13 protein-coding genes and 1 pseudogene are annotated in these 14886 nt (G+C 73.4%); 5 read left to right on the top strand and 9 right to left on the bottom strand.

Annotated features, from left to right (window positions below; all coding sequences use genetic code 11):
* A partial coding sequence (locus B0E53_RS22485; RefSeq protein ID WP_107077873.1) for an ATP-binding protein occupies positions 1–1078 on the top strand: 1078 nt, incomplete at its 5' end.
* Between the two features lie 23 nt (positions 1079–1101).
* Complete coding sequence (locus tag B0E53_RS22490; protein ID WP_107077874.1) at positions 1102–2919, top strand: acyl-CoA dehydrogenase; 1818 nt, start codon at positions 1102–1104, stop codon at positions 2917–2919.
* Positions 2920–2974: 55 nt separating this feature from the next.
* Here the strand turns inward: B0E53_RS22490 and B0E53_RS22495 are convergent, their stop codons facing one another.
* Positions 2975–4459: an endo-1,4-beta-xylanase gene (locus B0E53_RS22495; RefSeq protein WP_107077875.1), complete on the bottom strand. Its 1485-nt coding sequence runs from the start codon at positions 4457–4459 to the stop codon at positions 2975–2977.
* A gap of 432 nt (positions 4460–4891) precedes the next feature.
* Positions 4892–5545 carry a class I SAM-dependent methyltransferase gene (locus tag B0E53_RS22500; protein WP_107077876.1) on the bottom strand — a complete coding sequence of 218 codons (654 nt, stop codon included), beginning with the start codon at positions 5543–5545 and terminating at the stop codon, positions 4892–4894.
* Between the two features lie 283 nt (positions 5546–5828).
* Between B0E53_RS22500 and B0E53_RS22505 the strand changes: the two genes are divergently transcribed.
* Positions 5829–6122: a hypothetical protein gene (locus tag B0E53_RS22505; protein ID WP_107077877.1), complete on the top strand. Its 294-nt coding sequence runs from the start codon at positions 5829–5831 to the stop codon at positions 6120–6122.
* Between the two features lie 27 nt (positions 6123–6149).
* On the opposite strand, the gene B0E53_RS22510 is transcribed toward B0E53_RS22505, so the two are convergent.
* The 4 genes and pseudogenes from B0E53_RS22510 to B0E53_RS22520 form a co-directional block, all read right to left on the bottom strand.
* Positions 6150–6827 (bottom strand): class I SAM-dependent methyltransferase, encoded by a 678-nt coding sequence (locus B0E53_RS22510; RefSeq protein ID WP_246835544.1) that lies wholly within the window; start codon positions 6825–6827, stop codon positions 6150–6152.
* A gap of 205 nt (positions 6828–7032) precedes the next feature.
* A pseudogene (locus B0E53_RS22515) lies at positions 7033–8715 on the bottom strand (long-chain-fatty-acid--CoA ligase); the annotation flags it as partial.
* A gap of 95 nt (positions 8716–8810) precedes the next feature.
* Positions 8811–8987, bottom strand: a complete 177-nt coding sequence (locus B0E53_RS37775; RefSeq protein WP_168215387.1) for a hypothetical protein — start codon at positions 8985–8987, stop codon at positions 8811–8813.
* A gap of 73 nt (positions 8988–9060) precedes the next feature.
* Positions 9061–9774 carry a spermidine synthase gene (locus B0E53_RS22520; RefSeq protein WP_107077880.1) on the bottom strand — a complete coding sequence of 238 codons (714 nt, stop codon included), beginning with the start codon at positions 9772–9774 and terminating at the stop codon, positions 9061–9063.
* A gap of 217 nt (positions 9775–9991) precedes the next feature.
* Between B0E53_RS22520 and B0E53_RS22525 the strand changes: the two genes are divergently transcribed.
* Entirely contained in the window at positions 9992–10996 is a 1005-nt protein-coding gene (locus tag B0E53_RS22525; RefSeq protein WP_210406179.1) for a zinc-binding dehydrogenase, read from the top strand.
* A 75-nt stretch (positions 10997–11071) separates the two neighbouring features.
* On the opposite strand, the gene B0E53_RS22530 is transcribed toward B0E53_RS22525, so the two are convergent.
* The 3 genes from B0E53_RS22530 to B0E53_RS22540 all read right to left on the bottom strand — a co-directional run bounded on the left by B0E53_RS22530 (position 11072) and on the right by B0E53_RS22540 (position 13622).
* Positions 11072–11680: a class I SAM-dependent methyltransferase gene (locus B0E53_RS22530; protein ID WP_107077882.1), complete on the bottom strand. Its 609-nt coding sequence runs from the start codon at positions 11678–11680 to the stop codon at positions 11072–11074.
* A gap of 184 nt (positions 11681–11864) precedes the next feature.
* On the bottom strand, positions 11865–13265 hold the full coding sequence (locus tag B0E53_RS22535) for an MBL fold metallo-hydrolase (protein WP_107077883.1): 1401 nt from the start codon (positions 13263–13265) through the stop codon (positions 11865–11867).
* Between the two features lie 87 nt (positions 13266–13352).
* The gene (locus B0E53_RS22540; RefSeq protein ID WP_091309304.1) at positions 13353–13622 is read right to left on the bottom strand and encodes a metal-sensitive transcriptional regulator; all 270 of its coding nucleotides are present in this window, start codon (positions 13620–13622) and stop codon (positions 13353–13355) included.
* A gap of 165 nt (positions 13623–13787) precedes the next feature.
* On the opposite strand from B0E53_RS22540, the gene eccB reads away from it, so the two are divergent.
* Positions 13788–14886 (top strand): type VII secretion protein EccB (gene eccB / locus B0E53_RS22545; protein ID WP_107077884.1); only part of this gene is annotated, 1099 nt, incomplete at its 3' end.

Raw genomic sequence — 14886 nt, forward strand, 5'->3', positions numbered from 1 at the left:
GCTCGCCGAGCCGCCGCGCGACCCGGCCGGCCGCGCGGTGCTGCGCGCCGCCGAGGAGGCCGGCCTGCGCCCCGAGGTGAGCCACGACGGCGGGACGGTACGGGTGCGCGCCGAGGTGCCCAGCGCCGACGTGACGCCGGCGCACCTGACCGCCATGGTCGGCGTGGTGCTGCAGACCGTCCGGGAACTCGCCGGCGACACCCCCGAGCCGACGCTGCTGCGCGGCCGGTCGTACCCGGTGGGACACCGCGTGGTCGCGGCGGCGCCGCGCAGCGCGGCGGTGACCCTCGACCAGGTCGGCGGCCTGGCCGACGTGGTCGCCCGGTTCCGCGAGGTGGCGGTGTCGTTCCGGCACCCGCAGGCGATGGCCCGCTGGGGCGCACGCCGGCCGCAGGGCATCCTGCTGTACGGCCCGCCGGGCACCGGCAAGACCATGCTGGCCCGGGCCCTGGCCAACGAGATCGGCGCGGACTTCGTGGAGATCCGCACCCCGGAGATCCTCGACAAGTTCCTCGGCGGCTCCGAGCGCAACATCAAGCGGATCTTCCGGGAGGCCCGCCGCTACCGGCGGCCCACCGTCATGCTCTTCGACGAGTTCGACAGCATCATCAGCTACGCCGGCGCCGGTGGCGACGCGGCGAGCCAGGCGGTCAACGCGGTGGCCGGCATCTTCAAGCAGGAGATGAACACCCTGATCGAGGAGAACCCCGACGTCATCGTGGTCGCCACCACCAACTTCCCGCAGCGGGTGGACGCCTCGCTGACCCGCTCCGGCCGCTTCGACCTGAAGATCGCCATTCCGGCGCCGGACGAGTCCGGGCGCGCCGAGATCCTCGCCAAGATGATCCGGGAGCTGATCGACCGGCACGAGCGGCCCGGCTTCCGCATGTTCGCCGCCGACGTCGACCCGGCCGCGCTGGCCGCGACCACCCCCGGGCTCACCGGCGCCGACCTGCGGGAGGTGCTGCGGCGGGTGCAACTCGCCAAGGCGCTCCGGGAGGCGACGGAGGGTGCGCCGCCCGCCCCGATCAGTCAGGATGACCTCCGAGAGGCCGTCGCCGGGCTGCGCCGCGGCTGACGACGGTCCACGGAAGGAGCCCTGTGCCGTCGTCCACGCTGCTGTCCCGTCGCGATCTGGCGTTCCTGCTGCACGACTGGCTGGACGTCGGCCGGCTGACCGAGCGACCCCGCTACGCCGAGCACTCGCGGGAGACCTTCGACGCGGTGCTGGACCTCGCCGCGCAGGTCGCCGCCGAGCGGTTCGCGCCCCACAACCGGGCCGCCGACGCCACCGAACCGAGCTTCGACGGGCAGCGGGTACGCACCCTCCCACAGGTCAAGGCCGCCCTGGAGGTGTTCGCCGGTACCGGCCTGCTGGCCGCCACCATGGACGAGTCGGTCGGCGGCATGCAGTTGCCGCACGCCGTGGCCGCCGCCTGCTTCGCCTGGTTCCAGGCCGCCAACGTGGCCACCGCCGCCTACCCGTTCCTCACCCTCGGCAACGCCAACCTGCTGCTCGCCCACGGCAGCGCCGAGCAGATCGACACCTGGGTGCGGCCGATGGTGGAGGGGCGGTTCTTCGGCACCATGTGCCTCTCCGAGCCGCAGGCCGGGAGCTCACTGGCGGACATCACCACCCGGGCCGAGCCGCAGGACGACGGGACGTACCGGCTGGTCGGCACGAAGATGTGGATCTCCGGCGGGGAGCACGACCTGGCCGAGAACATCGTCCACCTGGTCCTCGCCCGGATCCCCGGCGGGCCGCCCGGGGTCAAGGGCATCTCGCTGTTCATCGTCCCGAAGGTGCTCCTCGACGCCGACGGCGCGCTCGGCCCGCGCAACGACGTGGTGCTGGTCGGCCTCAACCACAAGCTGGGCTACCGGGGCACCACCAACACGCTGCTCAACTTCGGCGAGGGCGTGCACCGCCCGTACGGGCGGCCCGGGGCGGTCGGCTACCTGGTGGGGGAGCCGCACCAGGGGTTGGCACAGATGTTCCACATGATGAACGAGGCGCGCATCGGCGTGGGCGCCGGCGCCACCGCGCTCGGCTACACCGGCTACCTGAAGTCCGTGGCGTACGCCCGGCAGCGCCCGCAGGGCCGCCCGGCCGCCGACAAGGACCCCACCGCGCCGCAGGTGCCGATCGTGGCGCACGCCGACGTACGCCGGATGCTGCTGGCGCAGAAGAGCTACGTGGAGGGCGCGCTCGCCCTGATCCTCTACTGCGGGCGGCTGCTCGACGAGGAGAAGACCGCGCCGGCCGAGGCCGACCGCGACCGGGCGCACCTGCTGCTGGACCTGCTCACCCCGATCGCCAAGAGCTGGCCGTCGCAGTGGTGCCTGGCCGCCAACGACCTGGCCATCCAGGTGCACGGCGGGTACGGCTACACCCGCGACTACGACGTCGAGCAGCACTGGCGGGACAACCGGCTCAACCCGATCCACGAGGGGACCCACGGCATCCAGGCGCTGGACCTGCTCGGCCGCAAGGTCACCATGCGCGACGGCGCCGGGCTGGAGCTGCTGCTGGAGACCATCCGGGCCACCGTGACCCGGGCCTGGAAGGCCGAGGGCGAGGCGGCCGAGCTGGCCGGCCGGCTCGGCGCGGCGGTCGACCGGATCGCCGTGGTCACCCGGCGGCTGCACGGCGCCGGCGACCCGGAGCTGGCCCTGGCCAACGCCAGCGTCTACCTGGAGGCGGTCGGGCACGTGGTGATCGCCTGGATGTGGTTGGAGCAGCTGCTCGCCGTCGAGGCGCTGGGCAGCCCGGACGGCCCGGACGCCGACTTCCTCGCCGGCAAGCGGCAGGCCGCCCGGTACTTCTTCCGCTACGAGCTGCCCCGTACCGGCCCGCAGTTCGACCTGCTGGAGAGCCTGGACCGGACCACCCTGGACACCCGGGAGACCTGGTTCTGACCGGCGGCGTGGTGTGGCGGCAGAGTTGCCGCCACACCACGACCGACGCATCGGGTCAGTTCAGGCTGAATCGCTGGTTGGCCTGTCCGTTGCAGTCGTAGATCTGGATCTGCTGCCCGTTGCCGGTGCCCCAGACGTCCAGGCAGCGTCCGGACTGCACACCGGTGATGGTTCCGTTGGCGTTGACATTCCACTGCTGGTTGGCCTGCCCGCTGCAGCTGTAGATCTGCACGGCCGAGCCGTTGCCGGACCCGGCGGCGTCCAGGCACATGGTGCCGTACACGGTCAGCTGCCGATTCGACGTGAGGGTCCACGCCTGGTTGATCTGGCCGTTGCAGTCGTAGAGCTGGACCCGCGTCCCGTTGTTCCGCGACGCGTTCGGCACGTCGACACACCTGCCCGACTGGGCGCCGACGATCCGCTTCGCTCCGCCGGGCGTGGCCGAGGGCGACGGGGAGGCGGTGCCACCGGTCGGGGTCGGCGAGGACGTCGCCGTCGGGCCGGCGGCGTTGAGGGCGTTGAGCACCGAGGTGTAGGCGGCCTTCTTGTTGCCGCTGTTGTCGAACAGCAGCGGGCTTTCACTGGATCGCCACGAGTCGCTGTCCCGGACGCCCCACACGGTGATGCCGACGCAGCGGGGCACGTTGACGCAGGCCTGGGTCAGCCCGGCGTACTGCGTGGTTGACGCGCTGGTGACGTCGACCTCGGTCAGAGCCACGTCCACGCCCAGGGCGGCGAAGCTCGACAGCGTGGTCTGGAAGTTGCTCGGCAGCGAGCTGCCGCCGGTGAAGTGGGTCTGCAGGCCTACGCAGTCGATCGGCACGCCGCGAGACTTGAAGTCCCGGACCATGTTGTACACGCCCTGCGTCTTGCCGTAGGACCAGTTCTCGATGTTGTAGTCGTTGTAGCACAGCTTGACCGACGGGTCGGCGGTGCGGGCGGTGCGGAACGCCACCTCGATCCAGTCGTTGCCGGTGGCCTGCAGGTTGGACTGCCGGCGGCTGCCGTCCTCGTTGAAGGCCTCGTTGACGACGTCCCAGTAGGCGAGCTTGCCCTTGTAGTGGGCCATCACGCCGTTGATGTGATCGATCATCGCCTGGCGCAGGCTGCTGCCGCTGAGGCTCTGCATCCAGCCCGGCTGCTGTGAGTGCCACGCGAGGGTGTGGCCGCGCACCTTCATGCCGCGCTGGGTCGCCCAGTTGTAGATCTGGTCGCCGGAACTGAAGTTGAACTGGCCCCGCTGGGGCTCCGTCGCGTCCGGCTTCATCTCGTTCTCGGCCGTCACCATGTTGAACTCACGCCCGGCGATCGTGGTGTACGTCGAATCACCGAGCCGGCCCGCGGCGATCGCCGTGCCGAAGTACCGGCCCGACTGCGCGGCCGCCGCGCCCAGGGTGCCCGCCGCGGCGTTCGCGTTCGGGACCACCATCACCACACCCACTGCCGCGACGGCGGCGACGGTGCCGCTGATCAGCAGTCGGACCCGTAACGAGCGACTCCGCGGGGAGCCGGCGGAGTGGACAGGAGAACTGGTTGCCACGATGGCCTCCTTTCTCGGTTCTGCGTCCCGGGCGCCGAGCACCGCACCCGTGGCGGGCCGTGCCCGCCGCCGCGTGCGAAGGGGAGTCGTGGATCGCACGAGCCGAACCGATGAACGATGGACTTCAATGCCACGTCATGCTGGCACGGCAACACCGCGGAAACAACAACTTCCGGAATAGTTCCGAAACCTTGTCTGGTCAACGCGCGGGCGAGTCGCGCGCCCTGCCAGTAGTTCCGCTGGCCAACTGTGGGCTGACGGTCAGGCGGCGCGGAGGGAGGGTTGCGGGTGTGCGGGGGCAACCGCTGAAACTTCCGAGGCCTGTTCGCGAGTCTTGCGGTCTCCGGCGGGATGAACGCCGACGCCGCTCCCGCCCCGATGGAGGGTGGGAGCGGCGTCGATCCGACGCTATGACCGGAGGTGATCCGGCGGTCAGGACGTGCGGCGAGCGAGCAGCGTGGAGTCGTGGATGTCGACAGTCACCCCGTCGCGGGTCACCGTCCGCGGCCGCTGCTCGACCACGAGGGCCTCGAAGTTGCCCGGCAGGCCGGGCAGCAGATCCTCGGCGACGAACATGGCCCGGCTCTGGCTGGCGGTGAGGTGGGCGAACGCCTCGTGCGGGGCGTGGCCGACGACGAGCAGGTGCCCGCCGGGCGCCACGGCCCCGGCCAGCCGGCGGGTCACCTCCACCATCCCGCCGTCCGGCGGGTGCAGGAAGTGGCTGGTGACCAGGTCGTACGACCGGCCGTCCGCCGTGAAGATCCGGGCGTCGATCTGCCACCAGTCGGTGCGATCGGCGACTCCGGCCTCCTCGGCGTGCCGGGCGGCGCGCGCCAGGCCGTTGGCGGAGAAGTCGGCGCCCGTGACCCGCCAGCCCTGGCGAGCCAGCCAGATCACGTCGCCCCCCTCGCCGCAGCCGACGTCGAGCGCGGTGCCCGGCGTGAGCCCGGCCACCTCGGCCACGAGCTGCGGATTGGGGTTCCCGCTCCAGATCTTCTCCGCACCCGAGTACCGCTCGTCCCAGGCCGGCGGCTCGAAGATGGCGGCGGCCTCCTCCTCGGTGAGGTGGTGTCCGTGTCCGCTCACGACATGGCTTCCTTTCGGTGCCGGCGGCGATCAGGCCGCGGGACTCGTTGACGTCCGTGCCCGCCAGCATCCTGAACCGACCTGACGCTGACAAACTTTCTTGCTGTTTCGGCAAATCCAGCGGAGGCCGCGCGGCAGGGAGGCATTCCTGCGCTTCAACGCCCAATACCCCGGTGACTGGCACCTGCTGGTGCCGGGACCGGACGGTCGGCCCGCGAACGGCGGGGGGACGGCCCTCGTCAGCGGCATGAGTGTGCGTCGGCCCGCGTGAGAGCATGCGCCCATGAACAGCGACATCCCCCTCGAGGTCAGCGCCCTGGCCATCAACGTCACGATCCCCGAAGGGCTCCGCTGGACCGACACCCGACGCGGTGAGGAGTTCACGCTGACCACGCTCAACGTCCGGCTCCTGCCCGACGGGCGCCTCGCGGCGAAGGCCTACGGCCGGCCGACCGCCGGTGGCCGGGGCACCTACGTCTCGTTCCCAGTGCCCGAGCGGCCCGAGCTGGTGGCCCTGGTCGACGGGGCCGCCAGCCGCGCCGGTGCACTGTGGGCCGCTCACCGCGGTCTCGGCTGACGGCGAGCGCGTGGAACCGCATCACGATCAGATGCGGCGCAGCACCAGCGTGACGAAGCCCAGGACGTTGCGGTACCCGCGCAACCACTGGTCGCGGTGCTCCCGGGCGACCGTGAGCGCCTCGGCGGCGTCCGGATGGCCGGGGTTGTCCAGCGCCCACTCGGTGAGCGAGCCCACCCACGACCATTCGTAGTCGTCCCACTCGGCGGCGTCGCTGACATGGGCGTACACCGGCGTCCAGCCGGCCTGCTCGGCGACGTCGACCAGGCCGGCGAGGTCGGTGAACTCCTCCGGCTTCGCGTCGAGCGCCGCGAGCGCCTCCGGAGTTGGCGGCGCCTGCCAGAACCCCTCACCGACCATGAGGATGCCGTCGCGGTTCACGTGCCGGCCGGCCAGCTCCAGCGTGGGGCCGAACCCGCCGAACACGTGGGTCGACCCGACACACAGCACCAGGTCGTAGTCGCCGTCGGGCACGTACGTCCGGGCGTCGCGCTCGTGCAGCGTGAGCCGGTCGGCGAGGCCGCGTGCGGCGGCGGCGCCGACGGCGCGTTCGAGGGCGTACGGGCTGACGTCCACGCCGTCCGCGTGCCCGTCGGGGTAGTGGGCGAGGGCCTGGAGCGCCCAGGCGCCTTCCCCGCAGCCGAGGTCGAGGACACGAGCCGTCGGTTGGCGGCCCGCTCGGCGCAGGAGCCGGTTGACGTTCACGCCGAAGATCGGAGCCGCGATCGGGTGGCGCGTGTGCGCGATGCTGCTGAGCCGTTGACGATCCACCGGCAGAGTCAACACCAGTCCGTCGACGCCCGCACCCGGGTTGTCATGCCACCGAGGTCGGGGCAGAGGACCCTCTTCGTCCGGCCGTACCATCTCCCGGTGATCATCCGGCCGGGTGCCGACCCGCCGGACCTGTGGGTCAGCCCTCGGCGAGCAGGCGGTCCCGGACCTCGCGGCGGAGGACCTTGCCGATCTGCGAGCGGGGCAGGTCGTCGACCACCACCACCCGGCGGGGCACCTTGTAGCCGGCGAGGTGCCGCCGGCAGGCCGAGCGGACCGAGTCGCAATCGGCGCCCACTCCCGGGTCGAGCACCACAGCGGCCACCACCTCCTCTCCGTCCGCGGTGGGCAGGCCGACCGCGGCGGCCTCGCGGACGCCCGGGACGCGGAGCAGCGCCTCCTCCACCTCGGACGGGTAGACGTTGAACCCGCCCGTGATGATCAGCTCCTTGATCCGGTCGACCACGGTGACGAAGCCGTCGGCGTCCATGGTGACCACGTCCCCGGTACGCAGCCAGCCGCCGGGCAGCAGCACGCGGGCCGTCTCCTCCGGGCGGTTCCAGTAGCCGGAGAACACCTGCGGACCGCGGACCAGCAGCTCGCCGGCCTCGCCGGGGGCGCGGTCCCGGGTCGGGTCCTCCGGGTCGACGAGGCGCACCTCGGTGGAGGGGAACGGCACCCCGACCGTGCCCGGCCGGCGGGTCGGGGCGACCGGGTTGCCCAGGGTGATGGGGGAGGTCTCGGTCATCCCGTAGCCCTCGACGAGCAGGCCGCCGGTCACCGACTCCCACAGCTGCACGGTGGCCGGCGGGAGCGCCATCGCGCCGGAGATGGCGTACCGGACGGAGGTGAGGTCGACGCCGCGTTCCCGGGCGGCGGTGGCGAGCCGCGCGTAGATCGGCGGGACGGCGGGCAGGAAGGTCGGCGGGCGGCGGCGCGCCGCGTCGAGCACCTGGTCGAGGTCGAAGCGGGGGAAGAGCACCAGGGTGGCGCCGATGCTCACCGAGAAGGTCAGGCAGAGCGTCAGCCCGTACGCGTGGAACAGCGGCAGCACGGCGTACACCGTCTCCGCGCCGTCGCGCAGGCCGGGCACCCAGGCGCGGCCCTGCGCGGCGTTGGCCCGCAGGTTGCGGTGGGTCAGCACGGCGCCCTTCGGGACGCCGGTGGTGCCGCCGGTGTACTGGAGCAGCGCGGTGTCCGCGGGCCGGGGCGCGGGATGGTCGGCGGCCAGCGGGGCGGCCTCGGCGACCAGCGCCGACCAGGAGAGCGCGCCGGGGGCCGGGGCGGTCATCGCGGCCCGGGCGGCGCGGACCTTGGGCAGCGGCAGCCGCAGCGCCCAGCGCTTGAGCCGCGGCAGCGCCCCGGTCAGGTCGACGGCCAGCACCGTCTCCACCGCGCCCCGCCCGGCGACCAGCGGAGCGACCTTGTCCCAGACCACCGCGACCCGGGCGCCGTGGTCGGTGAGCTGGTGGGCCAGCTCGTCGGCGGTGTAGAGGGGGTTGTGCTCGACCACCACCGCGCCGAGCCGCAGCACCGCGTAGAAGGCGACCACGTGCTGCGGGCAGTTCGGCAGCACCAGCGCCACCCGGTCGCCGGGGCCGACACCGAGCCGGCGCAGCGCCTCGGCCGCCCGGGCGACCTGGTCGGCCAGGTCGGCGTAGGTGGTGGTGGCGCCGTAGAAGTCCAGCGCCACCCGGTCGCCGAAGCGGCGGGCGGCGTCGGTGAGCAGGTCCACGAGGGAGCCGGTCGGCTCCGCGATCTCGGCCGGTACGCCGGGGGCGTAGCTGCGCGTCCAGGGCCGCTCCGCGGTCGCGTCCATCGCCGTCTCCTCGCTGCCGGATGACGGTCCTCAGCCTAACTTAACCGCCCGGTAACCTACGCCGGCGTAAGTTGCTGACTTCGTCACACGGCTGCGGGTCAGCGGCGTGGGGCGCCGCGCTCCACCACCCGGCGGCCGCGCCCGAAGGCCAGCACGAGGAGGACGACCACCGCGATGGCGCCGATGATGATCAGCCAGCGGGCCGCCTCCAGGAGCAGCCCGAGCAGGATGAGCACGCCGGCCACGACGCCGACGATCCAGAGCAACGCCCGCATGTCACCCTCCCGGGGAGTACGGTGGGCCGCCCGCTTCCCCGCTCCGGCTCCCGCCATGCCTGCCCGGGCCGGATCAGTGCCGGGCCACGTACACCGTGTTCGCGGCCTCCCGGCCCTGCAACGGGTTGGGGAAGCGGACGACGTGCGCCACCGACGTCGGGAACACCTCGGTCAGCGCCCGCTGGAACGCCGAGTCGGGCGGGTCGTTCGACCAGAGCGCGAACACCCCGTCCGGGTGCAGCAGCGCGGCGAGCCGGCGCAGCCCCTCCACCGTGTAGAAGTCGGCGTGGCTGGGGTGCAGCACCTGGCGCGGCGAGTGGTCCACGTCGAGCAGCACCGCGTGGAACCGCCGCTCCGGCGCCTCCGGATCGAACCCGGCGCCGCTCGCGACCGCCGCGAAGAAGTCGGCCCGGACGAACCGGGTACGGGGGTCGGCGGCCAGCCCGGCGGCGAACGGCAGCAGGTCCTGCCGGTGCCAGTCGATCACGTCCTCGATCGCCTCGACCACCAGCAGCGAGCGCACCCGGGGATCCTCCAGCGCGGTGCGCGCGGTGTAGCCCAGGCCGAGTCCACCCACCACCACGTCCAGGTCCCCGGCGGTCAGCGGGGCCAGCCCGAGCCGGGCGAGTTCGATCTCCGCGACCGGGAAGAGGCTGGACATCAGGAACTCGTCGTCGAGCTTCACCTCGTACACGTCGACGTCGAGCGACGGGTCGCGGCGTCGGCGCAGGCTGATCTCGCCGATCGGCGTCTCCCGCCAGGCCAGTTCCTCGAAGCGTGTGCCCACGGGTGTCCTCTCCGCCGGTCCGTGACCGGATGCTACCGGCCGGTCGCCGGGTGCCCGGAGCATATGCGGGGCGCGGCCGTTTTTCCCCGCCGGGTGGCATCGCCGCGGCGACGACGGGTACGCCCCCGAGGACTCCAGCCCGGCGCGCCTGGCGCCGCGCATCGACCTGGAGCCGTCGCCGGCCGAGATGCCGGAGAGGGGAGCGAGCGTGGCGGAGATGCTGGCCGGACGGCTGCACGTGGCCGAGCGGGCGCTGCGGATGGAATCGGTGCCGGTGCCCGAGCCGGGGCGCGGCCAGGTGCGGATCCGGGTGGCCGCGGCCGGGGTGTGCCTGTCGGACGTGCACCTGATCGACGGGACGCTGACCCCGCTCTACCTGCCGGGGGACGTGGTGACCCTCGGCCACGAGGTGGCCGGGACGGTGGACGCGCTCGGTGACGGGGTGCGGGGCTGGGAGCCGGGCCAGCGGGTGCTGCTCCAGGCGGGGGAGCGGGACCGGTTCGGCCTGGTGCTCACCCGCGGCGTCGACTACGACGGCGGCTGGGCCGAATACGCCCTGGCCCGCGAGGACACCCTGGTCCCCGTCCCGGATCTGCTCCCGTTCGAGCAGGCCTGCATCATCCCCGACGCGGTCTCCACGCCGTGGGCGGCGGTGACCGAGACCGGCCGGGTCCGGCCGGCGGAGGCGGTCGCCGTGTGGGGCGTCGGTGGCCTCGGCGCGCACGCGGTCCAGTTGCTGCTGCTGGTCGGCGCGGCCCCGGTGATCGCCGTGGACCCGCTGCCGGCGGCCCGGGACCGGGCGCTCGCCCTCGGCGCGGACCTGGCCATCGACCCGGCGGACGACGGCTTCAAGGACGCCGTGCTCGAACTGGTCGGCACCCGGGGGCTCGACGTGGCATTCGACTTCGCCGGCGTCAACGCGGTCCGGGAGCAGGCCATGACCGTGCTCGGCCGGCACGGCCGGCTGGTGCTCGCCGGCATCGCCAACCAGCCGATCAGCATTCCCTCGGACAGCCGGTTCACCTACAACCGGCAGGCGGTGCTCGGCCACTACGGTTCCGAGGCCGAACACGTCGGGCAGTTGGTGACGCTCACCGGGCTGGGCCGGCTCGACCTGTCCGCGTCGGTCAGCGACGTGCTGCCGCTGGCGGACGCGCCCGAGGCGGTGCGAAGGGTGCACGAGAAGGACGGCAACCCGATCCGGCTGATCCTGCGTCCGTGAGCCGGGGGCCCGCGGCCGCCGACAGGGTCGCTCGCCGTGCGTGGCCGCGCCGGCCGGAACGGTCGGTGGGGCGAGTCAGTCGGCGGGCCGGGTGGCCACGACGACCGTGTCGAGCGCGTCGACGGTGCCGCCGTCGGTGGTGGGCACCGGGCGGCGGGCGGTCTCGGCGCGCCGGATGTGCAGCCCGGCGAGCCCGTCGACCACCGCCTCCGGGGTGAGCAGGACGGCCGGGTCCTGCGGCCCGCCGGTGCCGCCGGTCAGGTTCGCCAGGTCGTGGCCGACCACGACGAGGCTGCCGCCGGGGCGCAGCGCCTGCCTGGCCGCGGCCAGCACCCCGGCGAGGTCGTCGGCGGGCAGGTGCAGGTAGCTGATCAGCACCAGGTCGTAGCTGCCCGGCACCGGCCGGTACGCGGTGACGTCGGCGACCCGCCACTCGACCGGGACGTCCCGGGCGGCGGCCAGCTCGCGTCCCCGGGCTACGGCGACCGGCGAGAAGTCCACCGCGGTCACCCGCCAGCCCTGCTCGGCCAGCCAGACCGCGTTGCGCCCCTCGCCAGCGGCGAGGTCCAGCGCGGCGCCGGGAGTGAGCCCGGTGACCGACTCGACCACGAACCGGTTCGGCTCGGCGCTCCAGACCAGACCCGGTGTGCTCGCGTACCGGGTGTCCCAGGCGCTGCTGTCCACTGTGTCCCCTCCTTCAGCGGCCCACACCGCCATGGTGACCGTACCGGCTACAGCCCGGGCTCCCACGGTGAGCCCCGGGAGCGGGGGCAACGGCAGGTCCAGGGACGTGCCCGGCCTCGACCCGGCCGGGACGCGCACGTCGAGCAGCCGCGGAGAGCGGCCGGAGTCGAACGGCTCGCGGGGGTCAGGTTTCGGTGACGATCTCCAGGCCGGCGGCTTCGGCCTGGTCGAACGTGTCGTTGATGACGACGACGTGGCGGCCGGTGTTGGCGAGTAGTGAGGCGGCGGCGGTGGCGCGGTAGCCGGAGCCGCAGTGGACCCAGATGGTGCCGGCGGGCACGTCGGCCAGTCGTGCGGGCAGGTCGGGCAGGGGGATGTGCACGGCGCCGGTGATATGGCCGGTGTTCCATTCGTTGGTCATCCGCACGTCGAGGACCACGTCCGGGGCGGGCGGACCGGCGGGGGTGTTCCCCGCGCGGACCGCGGCGAGGGCTGGGAAGTCGGTCATCCGTAGTTCGCGGAGCTGCGTTGGTTCGGTGGTCCACTGTTCGGGTGTGCCGGTGGCGTGGGCGGCGGGGCGGTCGATGCCGATGCGGACCAGTTCGCGTTGGGCGTCGGCGACCTGCTCGGGGGTGCCGGCGAGCAGGGTGATCGGGGTGCCCCGGTCGATGAGCCAGCCGAGCCAGGTCGACATGGGTCCGTCCAGGCCGAGGCTGACCGTGCCGGTCAGGTGCGCCGTGGCGTAGGCGGTGCGGTGGCGCAGGTCGACCACCCACTGCCCGGCGGCGATGCGCTGCCGCAGTTCGGCAGGGTCGGCGCGGGTGACGGGGGTGAGGTCCACCGGGGCCGGGCCGGCGGTGTTCGCCACGCCCATGTGGGCGTAGTAGGCGGGGTAGGCGTCCAGACCGGCGAGGGTTTCGGTGACGAACTGCTCGGCGGCCAGCCGCAGGACCGGGTTCGCCTGCTTCTCCCGGCCGATGGTCGACTCGGGTGCGTCGGCCTGGCTGGCCGAGCAGAAACTGCCGAACCCGTGCGTCGGCCACACCTGGGTTCCGTCGGGCAGCAGATCCGCCAGCCGCGCGGCCGAGGCGTGCTGATGCTGGGCCAACTCGTGGGCGTGCCGGCCGCCGAGCAGGTCGGTGCGACCGGTGGTGCCGAACAGCAGCGACCCGCCGGTGAACACCCCGACCGGCTGCCACCCGCCGTCGACCGCCTCGTCCAGGACGTACGACAGGTGGTGGAACGTGTGACCCGGGGTGGCGATCACCCGCAACCGCACCCCGTCGGAGACGGGCACCACGTCGCCGTCGGAGACCGGCACGCGGTCGAAACCCACCTCGTCGGCCGCGGCCACCAGGTACCGGGCACCCGTCACCCGGGCGAGCTCCAACCCGCCGGAGACGTAATCGTTGTGGACGTGCGTCTCCACCACATACGTGATCCGCACCCCCTCGGCACCCGCCAGGTACGTCACCCGGTCGATGTCCCGCTGCGGGTCCACCACGATCGCCACCTGCCCGTCCGAGGCGAGATAACTGCGATCACCGAGTGAGGACGTCGCGATGACCGAGACCTCGACTGCCACGGTGGTGCTCCCTTCCGTCCCCACGTGCCCAGGGCGGGAGGTACCCGCCCGCGCCGGGATCAGGCGCGCGGGCGGTGGTTTGTCCGGTCAGGCAAGGGCAAGGAAGAGCTTCTCCAGCTCCTCCTCGGTCATCTCCGGCTCCTCGCCCCGGTCGCGGGCGGTGCCGCAGTGCCGCATGCCGGAGGCGATGATCTTGAACCCGGCGCGGTCGATCGCCTTGGAGACGGCGGCGAGCTGGGTCAGCGTGGCGCGGCAGTCCTCGCCGTTCTCAATCATCTCGATGACGGCGTTGAGCTGTCCGCGGGCCCGCTTGAGCCGGGTCAGGGCGTCGCTGGTCATCTCGGGTCGAAGTTTCACCGTGCACCTCCTGGCGTCCAACATACCCCCCAGGGGATACCGGCTCCGCCGCCCGGTGTGTGCAGCACCCCGCCTCCGGAGGGCCGTCCACCGACACGGAGGGTCCCCGGGAGATCGACGGAACGCTTATCCTGTGCGCCGACGATCGTTCTCGGAAGGGACCCGATGCCGTCCCGGCAGGACCAGCTCCACTCCTACCAGTTCACCGTCCAGCGGGCGGTCGCCGCGCTGGTGATGCGGGAGACCGACCCCGCCCAGTCGCCGTTCCGCCGGCTGGCCGGCGCGGGCCTGGCCAGCGTGCTGGTCGCGGTGATCGCGCTCGGCGGGGTCGCTCTCTACGGCCTGTTCGCCGGTGGTGGCAGCTCCTGGCGTGACCCGGGCGCGGTGATCGTGGAGAAGGAGTCCGGGGCGCGGTTCGTCTACCGGGAGGAGAGGCTGCACCCGGTGCTCAACTACGCCTCGGCGCTGCTGGTCATCGGGGCGGAACGGCCGAAGACCGTGCTGGTCTCCCGCCGTTCCATCGAGGGGGTGCCCCGCGGCCTGCCGCTCGGCATCGCCGACGCTCCCGACTCGCTGCCCGCGCCGGCGCGGCTCGCCGGCGGGGCGTGGACGGTCTGCTCGGTCACCGCCGCCGAGGCGGGCCGGACGCAGGCCCGGTCGGCGCTGCTGATCGGCCGGGACGCCACCGGCGGCCGGCCCCTCGGCGACGAGGGCCTGCTGCTGCGCCATCCGGACGGCAGCCTCCACCTGCTCTGGCACGAGCGGCGCTACCTGCTCCGCGACACCGACCGGGTCCTCGCCGCGCTGGCCGCCACCCGGGAGCGGGCGATGCCGGTGCCCCCGGCGCTGCTCAACACCGTGCCGGCCGGCGCCGACCTGGCCCCGCCCGCGGTGCCCGGTCTCGGCACGTCCTCCACGGCGGTCACCGGCGCCACCGTCGGCGACGTCTACCTGGTCCGTAACTCCGGCGGCGGCCGCCAGTACGCGGTCGCCGAGCGCAGCGGCCTGGCCGGGATCACCGAGCTGCAGGCCGCGCTGCTGCTGGCCCGTACCGGCCAGGGCGACCCGCGGCCGATCACTCTCGGCCGGTTCGCGGCCCTGCCCAAGCGCCCCGACCGGGTGCCCACCGGGCCGACCGCGCCACCGGCCGTGCCACCCCGGCTGGCCGCCGTGGACGGCGGCGCGCTCTGCGCCCGGGTCGGTGACGACACCGGCGTGCGCGAGGTTCGGGTGGGCGTCACCCCGCCGGACCTCTCCGCCGCCG

The sequence above is a fragment of the Micromonospora sp. MH33 genome, from assembly GCF_003013775.1.
GTDB lineage: Bacteria > Actinomycetota > Actinomycetes > Mycobacteriales > Micromonosporaceae > Micromonospora > Micromonospora fulviviridis.